Origin of the sequence: Dactylosporangium salmoneum, assembly GCF_039532525.1 — a bacterium.
Lineage (GTDB): Bacteria > Actinomycetota > Actinomycetes > Mycobacteriales > Micromonosporaceae > Dactylosporangium > Dactylosporangium salmoneum.
Window position 1 is genome coordinate 55,249 of the sequence record NZ_BAAARV010000030.1, and the last position, 16,833, is coordinate 72,081.

Sequence of the window (16,833 nt, forward strand, 5' to 3'; positions counted from 1 at the left end):
CGCCGTCGCGCAAGGCTATGCGCCCCGAGCCGGTCACGCGAATCACGCGAAGCGGTGACCGACGAGCAGCTCGGCTACCGCGCGGCCGGCCGCGGCCGTGGCACCGAAGGTCGCGATGTGCACCTCGCCGCGCGGATCGGCCGGGACGCCCATCTCGACCACGACGGCATCGGGACGTACCGCCAAGGAGGCATTCAAGGCATCGGTCATCCACGGATAGCGGTGCGGGTCGCGCACGACCAGGACCAGCGGGCTGCCCACCGACGCGTGCAGCGCGGCCGGCAGCCCCTCCTCCGAGGCCAGCGTCGCGCCGGAGGTGGCCGGGGCCAGCTCGGACAACGGCGCCATGAGCCCCCACGGCGTCTCGGGCGCGATCGCCATGTTGAGCTGCGGCTGGAACTCGATCACGTACGGCGCGCCCGCGAGTGGGAAGGTCGCGTCCGGCGCGGTGATCCGCAGCGCCCGGCGGGCCGCCGACAGCCCGATCTCGTTCGCCCGCGGGTCCCGGGCGATCTTCGGCGCGGCCACCGACCAGGCGGCCAGCCGGGCGACCCGGGCGGCCGCGTCGGCGAGGCGCTCCTCGGGCAGCTCGCCCGAGCGCACCGCGGCCACGATGGCGTCGCGCAGCATGACCGCGGTCTCCTCGTCGGCGTGGTCGCCGCCGACGCAGATCGCGTCCGCGCCGGCCGCCAGGGCCAGCACGGTGGCGTGGGCCAGGCCGTAGCGGCCGGAGATGGCGCGCATCTCGATGCCGTCGGTGACGATCAGGCCGTCGAAGCCGAGCTCGCCGCGCAGCAGCTCGGTCATGATCTTGTAGCTGAGGGTGGCCGGGAAGTCGGGGTCCAGCGCCGGGACCCGCATGTGGGCGCTCATCACGGCCTGGACGCCGGCGGTGATGGCGGCCCGGAAGGGGACCAGCTCGACGGCGTCGAGGTCGGCCCGGCCGGCCTTGATCAGCGGTACGTCGAGATGAGAGTCGACGCTGGTGTTCCCGTGCCCGGGAAAGTGCTTGGCGCAGGCCGCGACGCCGGCCCCCTGCAGCCCGGCGATCCAGGCCGCGGTGTGCCGGGCGACCCGCTCGGGCTCGGCCCCGAAGGCCCGCGAGCCGATCACCGGGTTGTTGGGGTCGTTGTTCACGTCGGCGTCGGGCGCGTAGTCGAAGGTGATGCCGACGGCGGCCAGGTCCCGCCCGATGTGCCCGGCGATCTCGCGGGTCAGCGCCGGGTCGTCGATGGCGCCCAGGGCCAGGTTGCCCGGCCAGGGGCTGCCGGTGTGCGCGTCGATCCGGGTGACGTCCCCGGCCTCCTCGTCGATGGCCACGATGACGTCTGGCTTCTCGGCCCGCAGGGCGGCGGTCAGCTCGGCCACCTGGTCGCGGTCGACGACATTGCGCGCGAACAGCACGACGCCGCCCAGCCCTTCGGCGAGGCGGCGGCGTAACCAGGTTGGTGGCTCCTTGCCGACGAACCCCGGCTGCAGCACGGCGTCCGCCATGCGCCCCAGGTCGACCCCCGTGCTTGCGTCCATGCGTGACCACCCCTTCGAGCCTGGCGATGATGGTCACATCACATCTCAGTAATAGTCAAGAAACCTTCCAGTAGTTAACCGGCTTGTACCACCGCCCGAACGCTCAGTTGTTGGGACGCAGTGTCCACACGACGGTCATCGTGGTGGTGACCGCGCCGTCCTCGCGGGTGATCTCGACGGCCACCGGGAACTCCGGGCGGCCGCCCGCGGCCAGTTCGTCGATCACGTCCTGGACCGGCCGGCCGAGGGTGGCGGTGGCCCGGACGGCGCCCCGGGCCAGCTTCGCGTAGGCGATGTCGGCGCGCACCGCCAGCGGCGTGCCGACCGCGAGGTGCGGGCCGAAGGCGGCCATCACCACCGCGCCGGAGGCGGTCTCGCCCAGCGCGAACAGGGCACCGGCGTGCGGGCCGGCCACGTGGTTGTGCAGCCGCGGCTCGTCCGGGAGGGTCGCGACGGCCCGCACGTCGTCGCCGTCCACCGTCACGTCGGCGATCTCGATGCCGACGGTGCGTGCGAACGGCACGGCCGAGATGAGGCCCTCGGCCAGCGCCTTCGAGTCAATGCTCATGCCGGCGATGTTACCGGCGGGTAGCAACTCAGGAGAACAGCTCGCCGATCGCCCGGACGATGTCGACGTAGAAGTTGCCCTCGATCTTGCGGAAGATCTCGAACGGCTCGCCCGGGGAGCCGACGAATGGCCGCAGCGTCCAGGCCAGCTGCGTGCCGACGAAGCCGAACAGCAGGATCCACACGTTGAGCAGGGTCATGCTGGCCGGCCGCTCCCCCGGTGCCAGCGGCGGCGGCACGGCCTGGGGCTGGCGCATCACGGGCACCAGCGGCTGCGGATAGGCCAGCGGATAGATGGTTCGGCCGTCGGGCATGACGAGCGGCTGCCCCGGCCCACCATGCGCCGGGGCAACCGGGTCGGCAGCGGCAACAGGGCCGACCTGGGCGGCAGGGCCAACAGGAACGGGCTCGGGGGCCGGGGCCGGAGCCGGGGAGACCGGCGCATTCTCGTCGGGCGTGGCCAGCGCCGCCAGGGCGACGGCCTCCTCGCGCTCGATGCGCTCCTTCTCGGCCCGCCGGGCGGCGGCCAGCCTGGCCGTGTGCTCATTGAGGGCCCGCATGCCGCTGGTGAGGAACCGCAGGCCGACGAACGCGGTCAGCGTCAGGATGGCCACGTTCAGGATCTTGTAGAACTCGTAGCTGAACGCGGTGATGAGGAAGAACAGGCTGATGGGCGCGAACGCCAGGGACAGCACCGAGGTCACCGTGATCGTGACCATGACCAACGCCAACGCCTGCTTGACCTGCAGCCTGGCCCCGAAGACCAAGTTGAACAGGTACAGCGTGGGAAGGCAGATCGCCAGCGTCATGAGGAACAGCAGCGGCAGCTTCGCGGCCGACAACACGGCCTGAAGGACGCTGCTGGAGGCGCCGAGCACAGCTCCGTAGCAGGCCAGTGCCACCACGGAGCTGTACAACATCTGCTTCGTCAGCTTGCCAAGGTCTCGCTCTTCGCCGATCTGCCGCCAGATGCCCTCACGATCGCGCAGGATGCGCTCGATGATGAGCAGACCGGAACCGGACTCGCCATAGGCCGCCATCGGCGCAGGCTATGTGATACCTGTCACTCAGCGCCAGCCCACGTCGATGCGTTGTCCTCTTTCGTCGAAAAAGTGCAGTGCTTCCATGCGCACAGAGACGGTCAAGGGGTGACCGTGCGTGACATTCGGGTACGGCGCGAGCCGCACCGCCAGCTCCGCGGGGCGGCGGTGGTGCCGGCCCGGGTCGGACAGCACACTCTCGCGGTTGGCCGGGCGGCGCTGCTGCGGGACGCGCCCGTTCACGCCGGCGCCGACGAGCTCGTCGTCCATGCCCCCGGAGCCGCGGCCGGTGAACTTGCTGACGAACCGGCGCAGGCCACCGCCGTTGATCGGCACGTCGGTCGGCGGCTTGCCGATCTCGTCGACGATCACCGCGGTCGCCCCGATGTCGAGGAACGCCAGCGACTCGTGGCCGTGGTGCTCGAGGTACCGGATCCGGCCCCGCAACACGTCGCCGGTGGTCGAGTCCGGCACCGGGGTCAACGCCTCCGCCCGGACCCCGATGACGATGCGCTCGCCGTGGAAGTGGGCCACCTGCCGCGAGCGCAGGTCGTTCCAGGGCAGGTGCAGCACCTGGTCGCCCATGTGCAGCGCGATGTGCCGGTCGAGGTGCACGTACACCTCGGCCTCGAGCAGGTTCATCCGGGGGCTGCCGAGGAAGGCCGCGACGTAGAGCGTCGCCGGGCGCCCGTACACCTGCGTCGGGGTCCCGACGTCCTGCAGCACGCCCTTGCGCAGGATCGCCACCCGGTCGGCCATGGTCAGCGCCTCGGCCTGGTCGTGGGTGACGTAGATCGTGGTCACGCCGAGCTCGCGGACCAGCCCGGAGATCTCGGCGCGCAGCTCGGCGCGCAGGCCGCTGTCCAGGTTGGACAGCGGCTCGTCCATGAGGAAGAGCTTCGGCCGGCGCACGATGGCGCGGCCCATCGCGACGCGCTGGCGCTGGCCACCGGAGAGCTGTCCGGGCTTGCGGGCCAGCACGTCGCCGATGCCCAGCGCGCTGGCCACCTCGGCGACCTGCTCGGCCCGGGGCTCAGGCTCGATGCCGGACAGCCGCAGCGGGAAGCCGATGTTCTCGCCGACCGTCATGTGCGGGTACAGGGCGAAGTCCTGGAAGACCATGGCGACCCCGCGCTCGCGCGGCGGCAGGTCGTTGGCCAGCTCGCCGTCCATGATGATCGCGCCGGAGGTGGGGTCCTCCAGGCCGGCCACCATGCGCAGCAGCGTCGACTTGCCGCAGCCGCTGGGGCCGAGCAACACCATGAACTCGCCCTGGCCCACGTCCAGGTTCACACGGTCAACGGCAACAGTGCCGTCAGCGAATACCTTCATCACATCTTTGAGCGCGACGGTAGCCACCGTCACCTCCGCCCCAGGTCAGCAATTCGCGAATCGGCCAGTTACCCCGAGTCAAATACTGTGATGAGGCGCACGCAACTTGGTCCATCGGGTGAATGACCAGTGTTCGGGGTGTTACCGCACAACTACTGTTACGGAACTTTGCAGTTCGGGCCGACGATCAGGCCGCCGCAAAGTTCACGGTCACTGATGTGTACCCCAGCGCGGCCAGGAACTGCTGGAGCATCTTGCGGGTGTTGTCCTCCGCGCGCTTCTGCAGGCCGGCGTCCTTGGCCGCGTCGCCGATCTTCTGCTCGGCGAGCTTGTAGACCTCCTGCAGACGGTTCGGGTCCGAACTGAAGGCGTCACCGATGCGGTTGAAGACGCCGCGGTCCTCTTGGTAGACGTAGCTGTGGTCGTTGTCGATCCGGACCGGCCGCAGCTGGGGCGCCGGAAGGTTGATCTCGGCCGTGCGACGGTCCTCCGACTCCTTCACCGCGCCCTGGCCGATGCTGGCGAAGTCGACGTACACCTCGACGGAGCCCGCGGCCACGAACAGGATGCGCTCGTTGAGCAGGAAGTCCGGGATGTACTTGCGGTCCTTCTGCACGTCGACGATGACCTGGAAGTTGCCCTCGGCGGCGACGAACTGGTTGAGGTCCTGCACGGACTTGAGCAGGGCCGGGCCGCTGCGGTCGGTCTGCTCCTGCGCGAAGGGGTTCTTCAGCCCGGGGAACAGCCCGATGGTCTTGGCCCCGAGCACCAGCGCGACGACCAGGCCGATCGAGGCGACCAGCCAGAACAGCCCGCGCATCGCGCCGCCGCCCTGCTTGATCACGATCGGCTCGCGATTGTCGACGATCTGGCCCTCGATCGGGCGCCGCTCTTCACTCGGTCGCGGATCGACCGGATCCCCTATCTGCGGGTTCCAGCCGGCGCCGGAAGTGACCTCGGGGTACTCCGAGGTCTTCGACTCGTCCTTGTCGGCCATACTCGACTCCGTTGATGGGAGGATCGTCTCCCCGTCAACGGTAAGGGCCGCCGCAAAACGTCGCGAGTCGATCTCAGGAGAACGCGGACACCCCCGTGAGCGCCTGGCCGATGACCAGCTGATGGATCTCCGAGGTTCCCTCGTACGTGAGCACCGTCTCCAGGTTGGCGGCGTGGCGCATGACCGGATACTCGGCGCTGATGCCGTTGGCGCCGAGGATCGTGCGGCACGACCGGGCGATGGCGAGGGCCTCCCGCACGTTGTTGAGCTTGCCCACGCTGACCTGCTCCGGCCGCAGCTTGCCGGCGTCGGCCAGCCGGCCCAGATGCAGCGCCAGCAGGTAGCCCTTCTGCAGCTCGACCGCGGCGTCGGCCAGCTTGGCCTGGGTGAGCTGGAAGCCGGAGATGGGGCGGCCGAACTGCTCGCGGGCGCCGGCGTAGTCCAACGCGGCGTGCAGGCTGTCGCGGCCGGCGCCGATCGCGCCCCACACGATGCCGTAGCGGGCCTCGGTGAGGCAGGACAGCGGCGCCTTCAGCCCGCGGGCCAGCGGCAGCCGCGCCGAGTCCGGCAGGCGGACGTCGTCGAGGAAGATCTGCCCGGTGCAGGAGGCCCGCAGGGAGAGCTTGTGGTGCACCTCGCGGGTGCTGACGCCGGGGGTGTTCAGCGGTACCGCGAAACCCACCACGCCTTCGTCGGCGCGCGCCCACACGACGGCCACGTCGGCCACCGGCGCGTTGGTGATCCACATCTTGCCGCCGCTGAGCACCCAGTCGTCGCCGTCGCGGCGGGCCCGCGTGCTCATCGAGCCGGGGTCGGAGCCGTGGTCGGGCTCGGTCAGCCCGAAGCAGCCGATGGCATCGCCGGACGCCATGCGCGGCAGCCACTCGTCCTTCTGCTCCTCCGAGCCGTACTTCCAGATCGCGAACATCGCCAGCGATCCCTGTACCGAGACCAGGCTTCGCACCCCGGAGTCGCCGGCCTCGAGCTCCAGGCAGGCCAGCCCGTAGGCGACCGCACTCGCCCCGGCGCAGCCGTAGCCCTCCAGGTGCATGCCGAGCAGCCCGACCTTGGCCAGTTCCTTGGCGAGGTCGCGGACCGGCACCTGGCCGCGCTCGTACCACTCGGCCACGTTGGGCCGGACGTGATCGTCGACGACGCGGCGGACCACGCCGCGGATGGCCAGCTCCTCCTCGGAGTGCAGGCCGTCGAGATCAAGCAGGTCGAGGGGGCGCGGCGTCGTCGTCACGCCCCCCAGACTAAGCGTCTACGCCTGCAGTACCCGTGCGTGGATGGACGTGCGCTGCTGCAACGCGGCCCGCAGCGCGCGGTGCAGGCCGTCCTCCAGATAGAGGGCGCCCTCCCACTGCACGACGTGCGGGAACAGGTCGCCGTAGAAGGTCGAGTCCTCCGCCAGCAGCTTGTCCAGGGCGAGCTCACGCTTGGTGGTGATGAGCTGGTCGAGCCGCACCGGACGGGGCGGGATCTCGGACCACTGCTTCAGTGTCAGCCCATGCTCCGGATACGGCCGACCGTCGCGGACCGCCTTGAAGATCATGAACGTTTCACCCCCCTGACCGTGCCAGGGTACCGACTGGGTGCGACAAAAAGCGGATCACGAGTCGTCTCGGTTACCCCAGTTGCCACGGTGCGTAATGCTCGGCGATTCCCGGCGCCCCCGTTTGAGCGACGGCGAGCGCTTGTCCTGGGCCCGGTAGCCGATGGTCATCGCGCCGATCGGGAAGTAGGCCTCGGGCACCCCGAACTCGGTCCGGAACTGCGCGATCCGGTCCGGGGTGATGCCGAAGAAGCAGGCACCGAGGCCCTCGTCGACCGCGCCGAGCAGGACCAGCAGGCTGGCCATCCCGGTGTCGATGTGCCAGTAGGGCACTGGCCAGCGGGCCTCGTCCCGGTCGGTCCAGCCCTTGTCCGGCTGGGCGTAGCGGTCCAGGTAGGCGTCGCGGTGGCTGAGCGGGACGACGACGACCGGCGCCCGGCTCATCCCCTCCAGCCACCCCGTCGGGAGCTGCTCCTCCGGCGAGGTCGCGGCCCAGAAGCGGGCCACGTCCTCGGGAGTGTCGAGCAGCAGGAACTCCCAGCCCTGGGAGAAGCCCGCCGACGGCGCGTGGGTGGCGTACCCCAGCAGCCGTTCGACGGTCTCCGCCGGCACCGGACGGTCGGGGTCGTAGTTGCGCACCATCCGCCGCCGGCGGATCACCTCGGAAAGCTCCACGCATGCAGCCTAGATCGCGCGGATCCCCCACGTGCCACGCCAGCTCGAACCCGGGTCCAAGGTCACCACGTCGCGACCCGACCGGAATGCGTCGGGCGGGCAGGTCATCGGCTCGATCGCCAGCGCCTTGCGCAGCCGGTCGGCGGGGAGGGTGTCGGAGGAGTACACCTGCCACCAGGAGAAGGCGGCGTCGGCCCAGACGGTGACGCCCCGGCCGTCGGGGGCGGTGATCTCGACCCGCGAGCCGCCGTCGGCGTCGGCCTCCACCTCGCCGAAGGCCGTGTCGAGCACGGTGGCGCCGAGCCGGCGGCCCTCCGTGAAGTCGTACTCGCTGCCGGCCACCCGGGCCGCGCCGATCGGCAGGAGGCGGGCGTCGACGAGCAGGCGGCTGCGGGCCGGCACGCGCAGGGTGAGGTCGTCCACGGCCACGCCGGGCACGAGGACGTACGGGTGGGTGGCGAGGCCGAACGGGGCCGCCGTGTCGCCGCCGTTGGTCACCAGGTGCTCCGCCTTCAGCCCGGCCTCGCTCACCGACCAGGTGGTCTGCAGGCGCAGCGGCCACGCGTACCCCGGCTGCGGCACCAGGTCGTGCGCGACCGTGATGCGGTCCTCGGCCACCTCGACGGCCTCCCAGCGGGTCCAGTTCACCAGGCCGTGGATGGCGTTGTGGCGCTCCGGCTCGGTCAGCGGCAGCTGCAGGTGCTCGCCGCCGAAGGCGTACTGCCCGTCACGGATCCGGTTCGGCCACGGCGCCAGCACCTGGCCGGCGCAGCCGACCGCGCGCTCGCGCTCGTCGAAACCGGCGACGACGTCCCGCCCGTCGGAGGTGAAGGTGCGCACGCCCCCGCCCACCTCGACGATGACGGCCTCCTGGCCGCCCGAGCGGATCGTCCACTGTGTACCCGAGGGCGCGTGCGAGAGCTGCGCGGAGGCGGCGGTTTCCATGGGCGCGACAATATCCTCAGTGCGTCGTGTCGGTGTAGCGGAGGAGGACGGGAAAAGTCAGCCCGAGGATGACCGCCACCACGGCGGCCGCGATCCCGCCGCTGACCCACGAGAAGCTCGCGCTGGTCACGTCGGCCACGGATCCAGCCCGAAGGTCACCCAGACGTGGACCTCCGGCCACCACCGCGAAGAAGACGCCCTGCAGCCGGCCGCGCATCGCGTCGGGAGCGCTGAGCAGCACGGTCTGGCGGTACACACCGCTGATCATGTCGGCCGCGCCGGCCACCGCCATGAAAGCTACACACGCCCACAGCCACGGGACGGCGCCCGCCGCGGCGACGGCGAGGCCCCAGCCGACCACGGCGAGCACGAGCGCGATCCCCTGCCGGCGCACCCGCCCGATCCAGCCCGACGACACGCCGGCCAGCACGGCGCCGATCGCGATCGAGGAGTACAGCCACCCCAGCGACGACGCCCCGAAGTGCTGGTCGGCGACGACCGGGAACAGCGCCTTCGGCATGGCCAGGACCATCGCCGCGATGTCGATGGCGAAGGTGAGCAGGATGAGCCTGTGCCCGGCCAGGAAGCGCAGCCCGTCGCGCACGTCACGTACTCCCGCGCGGTTGCTCGAACCGGTGGGCGGCAGCGCGGGCAGGCGCAGCGCGGCCCAGAGCACCACGGTGAAGAGCACGGCGTCGACCGCGTAGGCGGCGGAGAAGTCGAACGCGGCGATCACCACGCCGGCGCCGACCGGGCCGCCGATCGCCGCCACGTTGGACACCGTGAAGCCCAGCGTGTTGGCCGCGGCCACCTCCTCGCCGCTGACGAGGGCCGGGATGATCGCCTGGCGGACGGGGCTGTTGATGCCGAAGGCCGCGGACTGGGCCGCGATCAGGGCCAGCATCAGCCAGGCGTTGTCGAGGTGCAGCACCGCCTGGGCCAGCAGGCCGAGCGTGGTCAGCCACATCAGGGTGGAGCTGACGACCAGGACCTTGCGCCGGTCGTAGGCGTCGGCGATCGCGCCGCCCCAGATGGAGAACACGATGAGCGGCACCAGGCCGACGAAGCTCGACACGCCGACCCACAGCGCGGACTTCGTGATGGCGTAGACCTGCACCGGTACCGCCACGGCCGTGAACTGCACGCCGAAGAACGACACCGCGTTGCCGACGAAGATGCGGCGGTACGCCGGATGCTTCAACGGCCTGATGTCGATGGCGTGCCGGCGCAGCCAGCCCCCGGCCTCCTGTTTGTTCTCTTCCTCGACCGCCGTCACGGCGCGAGCCGCTCGAGCTTGCCGTCGCGGAAGCGCAGCCGGTCGTGCAGGCGGCTGGCCCGCCCCTGCCAGAACTCGACCTCGTCCGGCGCCACGAGGTAGCCGCCCCAGTGCGGCGGCGGGTCGACCGGCCCGTCACCGAAGCGCTCGCCGGCCTCCTCCCACCATCGCTCCAGGTCGGCCCGCGAGCCGATCACGCTGGACTGGGGGCTGGCCCACGCGCCGAGCTGGGCGCCCCGCGGGCGGACCGCGAAGTACTCCTCGGTCTCCTCCCGCGAGACCTTCCGCACCGCGCCGCTCACGATGACCTGACGGTGGAGGTGGTACCACGGGAAGACCAGCGACGCCCGGGGGTTCCCGGCGAGGTCGCGCCCCTTGCGCGACTCGTAGTTGGTGAAGAAGGTGAAGCCCCTCTGGTCGTAGCCTTTGAGGAGAACGGTCCGGGCCGACGGGCGCCCGTCCGCGTCGGCGGTGGCCAGCAGCATCGCGTTGGGCTCCGGGAGGCCGGCCTCGATGGCATCGGCGAACCAGGTGGCGAACTGGTCGAGCCAGTTGCCGGCGATCGATTCCTCGTCGAACTGGCCCTCGTACTCGGTGCGCATGCGCGACAAATTTTGCGGTGATGTGCTGGGTCTCACGCTCACATCCTTCCTCCGGCGATCGGATTTGCGTGAAGATGTGTCATGCAGGACACATCTGAGCCACCGTTCAGTCGGCAGCCGGCAGTGCCCGGGGCGAGGATGTCCAAAGGGAGCGTTGACACCCCGATTCAGCAGGAGTGCGTGATGTCCGATTTCAAGCCGGGACTCGAGGGCGTAATCGCCTTCGAATCCGAAATCGCGGAGCCCGACAAGGAAGGCGGCGCGCTGCGCTATCGCGGCGTCGACATCGAGGATCTCATCGGCCAGGTGTCCTTCGGCAACGTTTGGGCGTTGCTGGTCGACGGGAAGTTCGGCCCGGGCCTGCCGCCGGCCGAGCCGTTCCCGGTGCCCGTGCACTCGGGCGACATCCGGGTTGACGTGCAGTCCGCGGTCGCGATGCTCGCGCCCTACTGGGGCCTGGGCCAGCTGCTGGACATCGAGACGCCGCAGGCGCGCGAGGACCTCGCCCGGGTGAGCGTCACGGCCCTGTCGTTCGTCGCGCAGGCGGCGCGGGGGCTGGGGCTGCCCGCCGTACCGCAGAAGGAAATCGACAAGGCCGAGACCATCGTCGAGCGCTTCATGCGCCGCTGGCGGGGCGAGCCGGACCCGCGCCACGTCAAGGCGGTCGACGCCTACTTCATCTCCGCCGCCGAGCACGGCATGAACGCCTCCACGTTCACCACCCGCGTGGTCGCCTCCACGGGCGCCGACGCGGCCGCGTGCATCTCCTCCGGCATCGGCGCCCTGTCCGGCCCGCTGCACGGCGGCGCGCCGTCGCGGGTCCTCGGCATGATCGAGGCCGTCGAGCGCAGCGGGGACGCCGAGGGGTACGTCAAGAGCGTCCTCGACCGCGGCGAGCGCCTCATGGGCTTCGGCCACCGGGTGTACCGCGCCGAGGACCCCCGCGCCCGCGTGCTGCGGCGCACCGCCAAGGAGCTCGGCGCGCCGCGCTTCGAGATCGCCGAGGCGCTGGAGAAGGCGGCGCTCGAGGAGCTGCACGCCCGCCGGCCCGACCGGGTGCTCGCCACCAACGTCGAGTTCTGGTCGGCCGTGGTGCTCGACTTCGCCGAGGTACCGGCGCACATGTTCACGTCGATGTTCACCTGTGCCCGGGTGGCCGGCTGGAGCGCCCACATCCTGGAGCAGAAGGAGCTGGGCCGCCTGGTCCGGCCGTCGGCGACGTACGTCGGGCCCGCGCCTCGCAAGCCGCAGGATGTCGAGGGTTGGGACAGGATCCCGCACGGCGTGTGACCCTGGTTATTTTCTTCGGGGGTGCGGCGTGGAAAGTGGCAGGATCCGCGAGGTACCCGTCACGCCCGCCGCACCCCGGAGTACTCCATGGCTGAAATCCGCATCCCCGATGAGATCAAGCCCGCCGACGGGCGCTTCGGGTCCGGCCCGAGCAAGGTGCGGCCCGAGGGGGTGCGAGCGCTCGCCGACCTGGCCACCACCTGGATGGGCACCAGCCACCGGCAGAAGCCGGTCCGCGACCAGGTCGCCCGGCTCCGCCGCGGCCTCGCCGACCTGTTCAGCCTGCCGGACGGCTACGAGGTCGTGCTCGGCAACGGCGGCAGCACCGCCTTCTGGGAGATCGCGGTCTTCGGCCTGATCCGCGACCGGGCGCAGTTCGCCAGCTTCGGCGAGTTCGGCGCCAAGTTCGCCTCGGCCGCCAAGAAGGCGCCGTTCCTCGGCGAGCCGACCGTGATCAAGGCCGAGCCCGGCACCGGCGCGTTCCTGCGGGCCGAGGAGGGCATCGACGCCTACTGCTCGCCGCACAACGAGACCTCGACGGGCGTCGCGGTGCCGGTCCAGCGGCTCGGCGGTACCGATGAAGGCGCCTTGCACCTGACGGACGCGACGTCGGGCGCCGGCGGCCTCGATGTGGACGTCAGCCAGACGGACGTCTACTACTTCGCGCCGCAGAAGGGCTTCGGCTCCGACGGCGGGCTGTGGATCGCGCTCATGTCGCCCGCCGCCATCGCGCGCGCCGCGGAGATCAAGGAGTCCGGCCGGTACATCCCGGACTTCTTCGACCTGCAGACGGCGATCGACAACTCGCGGCTCGAGCAGACCTACAACACCCCGGCGCTGGCCACCATCTTCCTGATGGCCGAGCAGATCGACTGGATGCTCGCCGGCGGCGGGCTGTCGTTCGCGGCCAAGCGCAGCGAGGAGTCGGCCTCGATCCTCTACGGCTGGGCCGATCGCTCCCCCGTCGCGACGCCGTTCGTCGCCGACCCGGCGGTGCGCTCCAACGTCGTGGGGACGGTCGACTTCGATGCCTCGATCGACGCGGCCGCGATCTCCAAGGCGCTGCGCGCGAACGGGATCGTGGACACCGAGCCGTACCGCAAGCTCGGCCGCAACCAGCTGCGGATCGCGATGTTCCCGGGCGTCGACCCGGCGGACGTCGAGGCGCTGACGGTCTGCATCGACTACGTCATCGAACGGCTCTGATCAGCGGGGTTTCGCTTTTTCGTCGGCGCGGCGCGCGTCCGTCCAGCTAGGGTTGCCGTACTGTAACCAGAAGGCGCCGGCCGAAAGGCGCCTGAAGCGGGTGGGACGGAGGCACGCTATGCGGCCTGTGCGATTCGTCGCCCTCTCGGAGGACGGGCAGGCGTTCGTCCTGGCCGACGAGGTTGGGCGGCTGCTGGCGCTGCCCATCGACGAACGTGTGCAGAGTGCGCTGCGCCCCGATCACAGCCATCCGACCAGCACCGTCGAGACCGGCTCCTCGCAGCTCGCCCCGCGCGACATCCAGGCCCGCATCCGCTCCGGCGAGTCGGCCGAGGAGGTCGCGCGGGTGGCCGGCGTGCCCGTCGACCGCGTGCTGCGCTACGCCGGCCCGGTGCTGCAGGAGCGCGCGATGCTCGCCCAGCACGCCCGCCGCACCCGGCTGAAGACCTCGGAGAAGGGCTCCTCGCTGGCCGAGGTCGTGGACACCCGGCTGGGCCAGCACGGCATCGACACCGAGAAGATCTCCTGGGACGCGTACCGGCGCGAGGACGGCACCTGGCGGATCACCGCGACCTGGCCCAGCGGCAAGGCGACCGCCCAGGCCGTCTGGGAGCTGGACAAGGCCCGTCAGCTGGTGGCGCCGCACGACGACATGGCGCAGTACCTGTGCACCGAGCGCGGCCCCGGCATCCTCGGCCAGGAGCCCCCGGCGGCCGAGCGCGCCACGCCGGCCCGCGGCGAGACCAGCCGCGGCGACCTGGGCCTGCGCCCCGACGCCGTGCGCAGCGGCGGCCACGAGCCGATGCGCCCGGCCGCGCCGGAGCGCCGCCCGGGCGGCCGCACGCTGGGCAACGACCCGATCCGGGCCGGCCGGGACGCGCTGCTGGCGTCGCTGGACCGCCCGCTCGGCAACACCCCGGCGGCGGCCGCCGAGGACCCGGTGGTGACCCCGCCGCCGGTGAAGCACGACAACCGCGCACGCGGCGCGGCCGCGCTCATCGGCCGCTCCCCGTTCGACGACGACGGCACCGACCCGGCGAAGGAGATCCCGGCCGTGCCCTCGCTGGCCGTGCTCCGCCCGCGGCGCAACACCGCCTCGGCCGCGGCCGCGGTCGAGCAGCCCTCGGCGACCGCCGAGAAGCCGCGCAAGCGCCTGCCGAGCTGGGACGACGTCCTCTTCGGCGGCGCCCCGGCGGCCCGCGAGACGAGCTGATCCACAGGCCGTAGGTTGGTGTACATGGAGTACACCAACCTCGGCCGGACCGGCCTCTCCGTCAGCCGGCTGTGCCTGGGCACCATGAACTTCGGCCCCAAGACCACCGAGCCCGACAGCTTCGCGATCATGGACCGCGCGCTGGACCATGGCATCAACTTCTTCGACACCGCCAACGTCTACGGCTGGAAGCTGGGCGAGGGCGTCACCGAGAACATCCTGGGCCGCTGGTTCGCCCAGGGCGGCGGCCGCCGCGAGAAGGTCGTGCTGGCCACCAAGGTCTACGGCAAGATGCAGGAATGGCCCAACGGCCAGGGCCTCTCCGCGCGCCACATCATCGCCGAGGCCAACGCATCCCTGAAGCGCCTCCAGACCGACTACATCGACCTGTACCAGATGCACCACATCTCCCGGACCACGCCCTGGGAGGAGATCTGGCAGGCGATGGAGGTCCTCGTCGCCCAGGGCAAGGTGTTGTACGTCGGGTCCTCCAACTTCGCCGGCTGGCACATCGCCGCCGCCCAGGAGTCGGCCCGCTCGCGGCACTTCCTGGGCCTCGTCGCCGAGCAGTGCATCTACAACCTCATGGCCCGCACGGTCGAGCTGGAGGTCCTGCCGGCCGCCCGCCACTACGGCCTGGGCGTCATCCCCTGGTCCCCGCTGCACGGCGGCCTGCTGAGCGGCGCCCTGGCCAAGCTCGCCGCCGGCTCGGCGGCCCGCACGGGCGAGGGCCGCGCCGCCGACGACCTGGAGAAGCACCGCGTCGCCCTGGAGGCCTTCGAGAAGCTGGCCGCGGACCTGGGTGCCACCCCGTCCAACCTGGCCCTGTCGTGGCTGCTGGCCCAGCCGGCCGTGACCGCCCCGATCATCGGCCCTCGCACGATGGAGCAGCTGGACAGCACCCTCGGGGCGCTGGAGCTGGAGCTGTCGCAGGAGACGCTGGACCGCCTGGACGAGCTGTTCCCGCCCGTCGGCAATGGCGGCGCGGGCCCGGAGGCCTGGGCCTGGTAGGACCGCTTCTCGGCCGTGGCGCTGGCCAACCCGGCGCCACGGCCGGCCGCGATCTCGTACTCCGGTTCCCGGCCTTGGCCCTGGCCAACAAGGTGCCACGGCCGGCCGCGGTCTCGTACTCCGGCCCCTGGCGCTGGCCAACCCGGCGCTACGGCCGCTGCGGTCTCGTACTCGGTTCTCGGCCCTGGCGCTGGTCAGCCCAGTGCCACGGCTGCCAGGATCTCGTACTCCGGCTTGGGGCCGAGGTGGCTGCGCATGAGTCGCACCTCGTCCACGCGCCACAGCGGGCCCCGGTAGGCGGCCAGGATCGCCAGGTCCTCGCTCAGCTCCTCCCGGCTGAGCACCTCCCCCGGCCGCGCGATCGTGACGTGCGGCTGCCAGTCCCGCCTGTCGTACGGCAGCCGGCGCCGCTTGAGCGCCTTTCGCGTGGCCGCGCCGAGGGGCCGCAGGTCGTCGCTCTCGAGCCCCGCGACGAGATGCCTGAACCGGCCGCGGCCGATCGTCTTGCCGCCCGCGATGCGCACCGTCGGCGGCGTGACTCCCGCGAGCTCCTGCAGCGCCTCGACCGACGGCCCTTCGTCCGCCACGTCGCCGATGAACGCCACGGTCATGTGCCACCGGTCGGGGGTGGCCAGGCGGACGGAGCGCTCCCGCGGCCGCGCGATCGCCAGGCCGTCCACCATCTGCTTGAAGTGCTCGCGCACGTCCGGCGGTGGGTACGCCGCCATGAAGACCCTCACCGCCCCATCCTCGCGCCTCGGGGCGGCCTCAGCGCTGCTGAGCGCCCAAGTTGCGCAGGACGAGCCCGGCCCGCTGCAGCTCCCCCTCGACCCGCAGGCGTTCGAGCTCGAGGTCCACGCCGGCGAGCTCCTGCAGATGCTCCTCGACGTCGAGCTGGGCGCAGGCGGTGCGCAGCCCCTCGTCGTACGCTTCCTGCACCGCCACGAACCACACCCGCGACCGCTTGGCCACGCTCTGCCGCAGCTGGTTGAGCCGGCGCAGGTCGCCCGCCACCTGCTCGATCGGCGGCCCGGCGGCTCGCGGTGGCCGGACGCGCGTGACCTCGTCGACCCCGCGCCCGAACCGGCTGAGCTGCCACCTTCGCCCCAGCCTCGTCGCGCTCCACCGCCCGCCGAGCACCGACCTCCGGCGCCGCCGCCACGGCAGCCAACGCCGCGCCCCCTCGACCCCGCGCGAGATGATCTCGTCGGCCGACAGCAGCAGGGCACAGACGAGACACGGCGCCACGGCGATCAGCCCGATGACGCCGGCCACCAGCAGGCCGTGCAACACGCCCACAAACTGAGATTAGGCTCACAAGAAAGCGATCGCTACCGATTCACTCCTTTCCTTTCTTGCCAACCTCGCGCCATCCCGGCGGAACCACGCCGCTCGTCCGCAGGGGCGAGGGCCACGACCTGGGCCAGGGGTCACCCGCGCCCGCTTCGACGCAGCCCGGGTCACGCCCCTGACCTGGGACCCGGCCGAGTCACTTTGGTCGGCGTGACCGCCTCAGGGGCGGTTAGGGGGCCGCAGAACCTCGACCGGCCACGGAACCCCAGGCCCCGGGCCTCCTGAGAACCGATGTGAGCGCGGG

The 16,833-nt window shown here is 71.5% G+C and carries 17 protein-coding genes; 4 read left to right on the top strand and 13 right to left on the bottom strand.

The window, feature by feature from the left end; genetic code table 11:
- Positions 1–42: 42 nt before the first annotated feature.
- The 11 genes from ABD352_RS20405 to pdxH form a co-directional block, all read right to left on the bottom strand.
- Positions 43–1,527: a glycoside hydrolase family 3 protein gene (locus ABD352_RS20405; RefSeq protein WP_344614017.1), complete on the bottom strand. Its 1,485-nt coding sequence runs from the start codon at positions 1,525–1,527 to the stop codon at positions 43–45.
- Between the two features lie 103 nt (positions 1,528–1,630).
- Entirely contained in the window at positions 1,631–2,095 is a 465-nt protein-coding gene (locus ABD352_RS20410) for a DUF4442 domain-containing protein (protein ID WP_344614018.1), read from the bottom strand.
- A gap of 28 nt (positions 2,096–2,123) precedes the next feature.
- The gene (locus ABD352_RS20415; RefSeq protein WP_344614019.1) at positions 2,124–3,134 is read right to left on the bottom strand and encodes a hypothetical protein; all 1,011 of its coding nucleotides are present in this window, start codon (positions 3,132–3,134) and stop codon (positions 2,124–2,126) included.
- Between the two features lie 27 nt (positions 3,135–3,161).
- Entirely contained in the window at positions 3,162–4,493 is a 1,332-nt protein-coding gene (locus ABD352_RS20420) for an ABC transporter ATP-binding protein (RefSeq protein WP_344614020.1), read from the bottom strand.
- A 160-nt stretch (positions 4,494–4,653) separates the two neighbouring features.
- On the bottom strand, positions 4,654–5,463 hold the full coding sequence (locus tag ABD352_RS20425) for a DUF4230 domain-containing protein (protein ID WP_344614021.1): 810 nt from the start codon (positions 5,461–5,463) through the stop codon (positions 4,654–4,656).
- A 73-nt stretch (positions 5,464–5,536) separates the two neighbouring features.
- A complete protein-coding gene (locus ABD352_RS20430) occupies positions 5,537–6,709 on the bottom strand; it encodes an acyl-CoA dehydrogenase family protein (protein ID WP_344614022.1) in 1,173 nt (390 codons plus the stop codon).
- A gap of 18 nt (positions 6,710–6,727) precedes the next feature.
- Complete coding sequence (locus ABD352_RS20435; RefSeq protein WP_344614023.1) at positions 6,728–7,018, bottom strand: type II toxin-antitoxin system VapB family antitoxin; 291 nt, start codon at positions 7,016–7,018, stop codon at positions 6,728–6,730.
- Between the two features lie 57 nt (positions 7,019–7,075).
- The gene (locus tag ABD352_RS20440; RefSeq protein ID WP_344614024.1) at positions 7,076–7,693 is read right to left on the bottom strand and encodes a nitroreductase family protein; all 618 of its coding nucleotides are present in this window, start codon (positions 7,691–7,693) and stop codon (positions 7,076–7,078) included.
- A 9-nt stretch (positions 7,694–7,702) separates the two neighbouring features.
- Positions 7,703–8,638, bottom strand: a complete 936-nt coding sequence (locus tag ABD352_RS20445; protein ID WP_344614025.1) for an aldose 1-epimerase family protein — start codon at positions 8,636–8,638, stop codon at positions 7,703–7,705.
- A gap of 16 nt (positions 8,639–8,654) precedes the next feature.
- Positions 8,655–9,914 (bottom strand): MFS transporter, encoded by a 1,260-nt coding sequence (locus tag ABD352_RS20450; protein ID WP_344614026.1) that lies wholly within the window; start codon positions 9,912–9,914, stop codon positions 8,655–8,657.
- Positions 9,911–10,516, bottom strand: a complete 606-nt coding sequence (gene pdxH, locus ABD352_RS20455) for a pyridoxamine 5'-phosphate oxidase (protein WP_344614027.1) — start codon at positions 10,514–10,516, stop codon at positions 9,911–9,913. The genes ABD352_RS20450 and pdxH overlap by 4 nt, the downstream gene beginning before the upstream one ends.
- 183 nt (positions 10,517–10,699) lie before the next feature.
- On the opposite strand from pdxH, the gene ABD352_RS20460 reads away from it, so the two are divergent.
- From ABD352_RS20460 to ABD352_RS20475, 4 genes are all read left to right on the top strand, one after another.
- On the top strand, positions 10,700–11,806 hold the full coding sequence (locus ABD352_RS20460) for a citrate synthase 2 (protein WP_344614028.1): 1,107 nt from the start codon (positions 10,700–10,702) through the stop codon (positions 11,804–11,806).
- Between the two features lie 87 nt (positions 11,807–11,893).
- Positions 11,894–13,012, top strand: coding sequence for a phosphoserine transaminase (gene serC / locus ABD352_RS20465; RefSeq protein WP_344614029.1), 1,119 nt, complete (start codon positions 11,894–11,896; stop codon positions 13,010–13,012).
- Between the two features lie 118 nt (positions 13,013–13,130).
- On the top strand, positions 13,131–14,225 hold the full coding sequence (gene sepH, locus ABD352_RS20470; RefSeq protein ID WP_344614030.1) for a septation protein SepH: 1,095 nt from the start codon (positions 13,131–13,133) through the stop codon (positions 14,223–14,225).
- Between the two features lie 24 nt (positions 14,226–14,249).
- On the top strand, positions 14,250–15,236 hold the full coding sequence (locus tag ABD352_RS20475; RefSeq protein ID WP_344614031.1) for an aldo/keto reductase: 987 nt from the start codon (positions 14,250–14,252) through the stop codon (positions 15,234–15,236).
- Positions 15,237–15,430: 194 nt separating this feature from the next.
- Here ABD352_RS20475 and thpR read toward each other — a convergent pair whose 3' ends face one another.
- Both thpR and ABD352_RS20485 read right to left on the bottom strand, forming a co-directional pair.
- Positions 15,431–15,976: an RNA 2',3'-cyclic phosphodiesterase gene (gene thpR / locus ABD352_RS20480; protein ID WP_344614032.1), complete on the bottom strand. Its 546-nt coding sequence runs from the start codon at positions 15,974–15,976 to the stop codon at positions 15,431–15,433.
- Between the two features lie 28 nt (positions 15,977–16,004).
- Positions 16,005–16,535 (bottom strand): hypothetical protein, encoded by a 531-nt coding sequence (locus ABD352_RS20485; protein ID WP_344614033.1) that lies wholly within the window; start codon positions 16,533–16,535, stop codon positions 16,005–16,007.
- Positions 16,536–16,833 lie beyond the last annotated feature (298 nt).

Excerpts from the sequence above, each read along its gene's own strand:
- ABD352_RS20460 (WP_344614028.1), top strand. The coding sequence starts at position 10,700 with ATGTCCGATTTCAAGCCGGGACTCGAGGGCGTAATCGCCTTCGAATCC.
- ABD352_RS20405 (WP_344614017.1), bottom strand. The coding sequence starts at position 1,527 with ATGGACGCAAGCACGGGGGTCGACCTGGGGCGCATGGCGGACGCCGTG.
- serC (WP_344614029.1), top strand. The coding sequence starts at position 11,894 with ATGGCTGAAATCCGCATCCCCGATGAGATCAAGCCCGCCGACGGGCGC.
- pdxH (WP_344614027.1), bottom strand. The coding sequence starts at position 10,516 with ATGCGCACCGAGTACGAGGGCCAGTTCGACGAGGAATCGATCGCCGGC.
- sepH (WP_344614030.1), top strand. The coding sequence starts at position 13,131 with ATGCGGCCTGTGCGATTCGTCGCCCTCTCGGAGGACGGGCAGGCGTTC.
- ABD352_RS20445 (WP_344614025.1), bottom strand. The coding sequence starts at position 8,638 with ATGGAAACCGCCGCCTCCGCGCAGCTCTCGCACGCGCCCTCGGGTACA.
- ABD352_RS20410 (WP_344614018.1), bottom strand. The coding sequence starts at position 2,095 with ATGAGCATTGACTCGAAGGCGCTGGCCGAGGGCCTCATCTCGGCCGTG.
- ABD352_RS20475 (WP_344614031.1), top strand. The coding sequence starts at position 14,250 with ATGGAGTACACCAACCTCGGCCGGACCGGCCTCTCCGTCAGCCGGCTG.
- ABD352_RS20415 (WP_344614019.1), bottom strand. The coding sequence starts at position 3,134 with ATGGCGGCCTATGGCGAGTCCGGTTCCGGTCTGCTCATCATCGAGCGC.
- ABD352_RS20425 (WP_344614021.1), bottom strand. The coding sequence starts at position 5,463 with ATGGCCGACAAGGACGAGTCGAAGACCTCGGAGTACCCCGAGGTCACT.
- ABD352_RS20435 (WP_344614023.1), bottom strand. The coding sequence starts at position 7,018 with ATGATCTTCAAGGCGGTCCGCGACGGTCGGCCGTATCCGGAGCATGGG.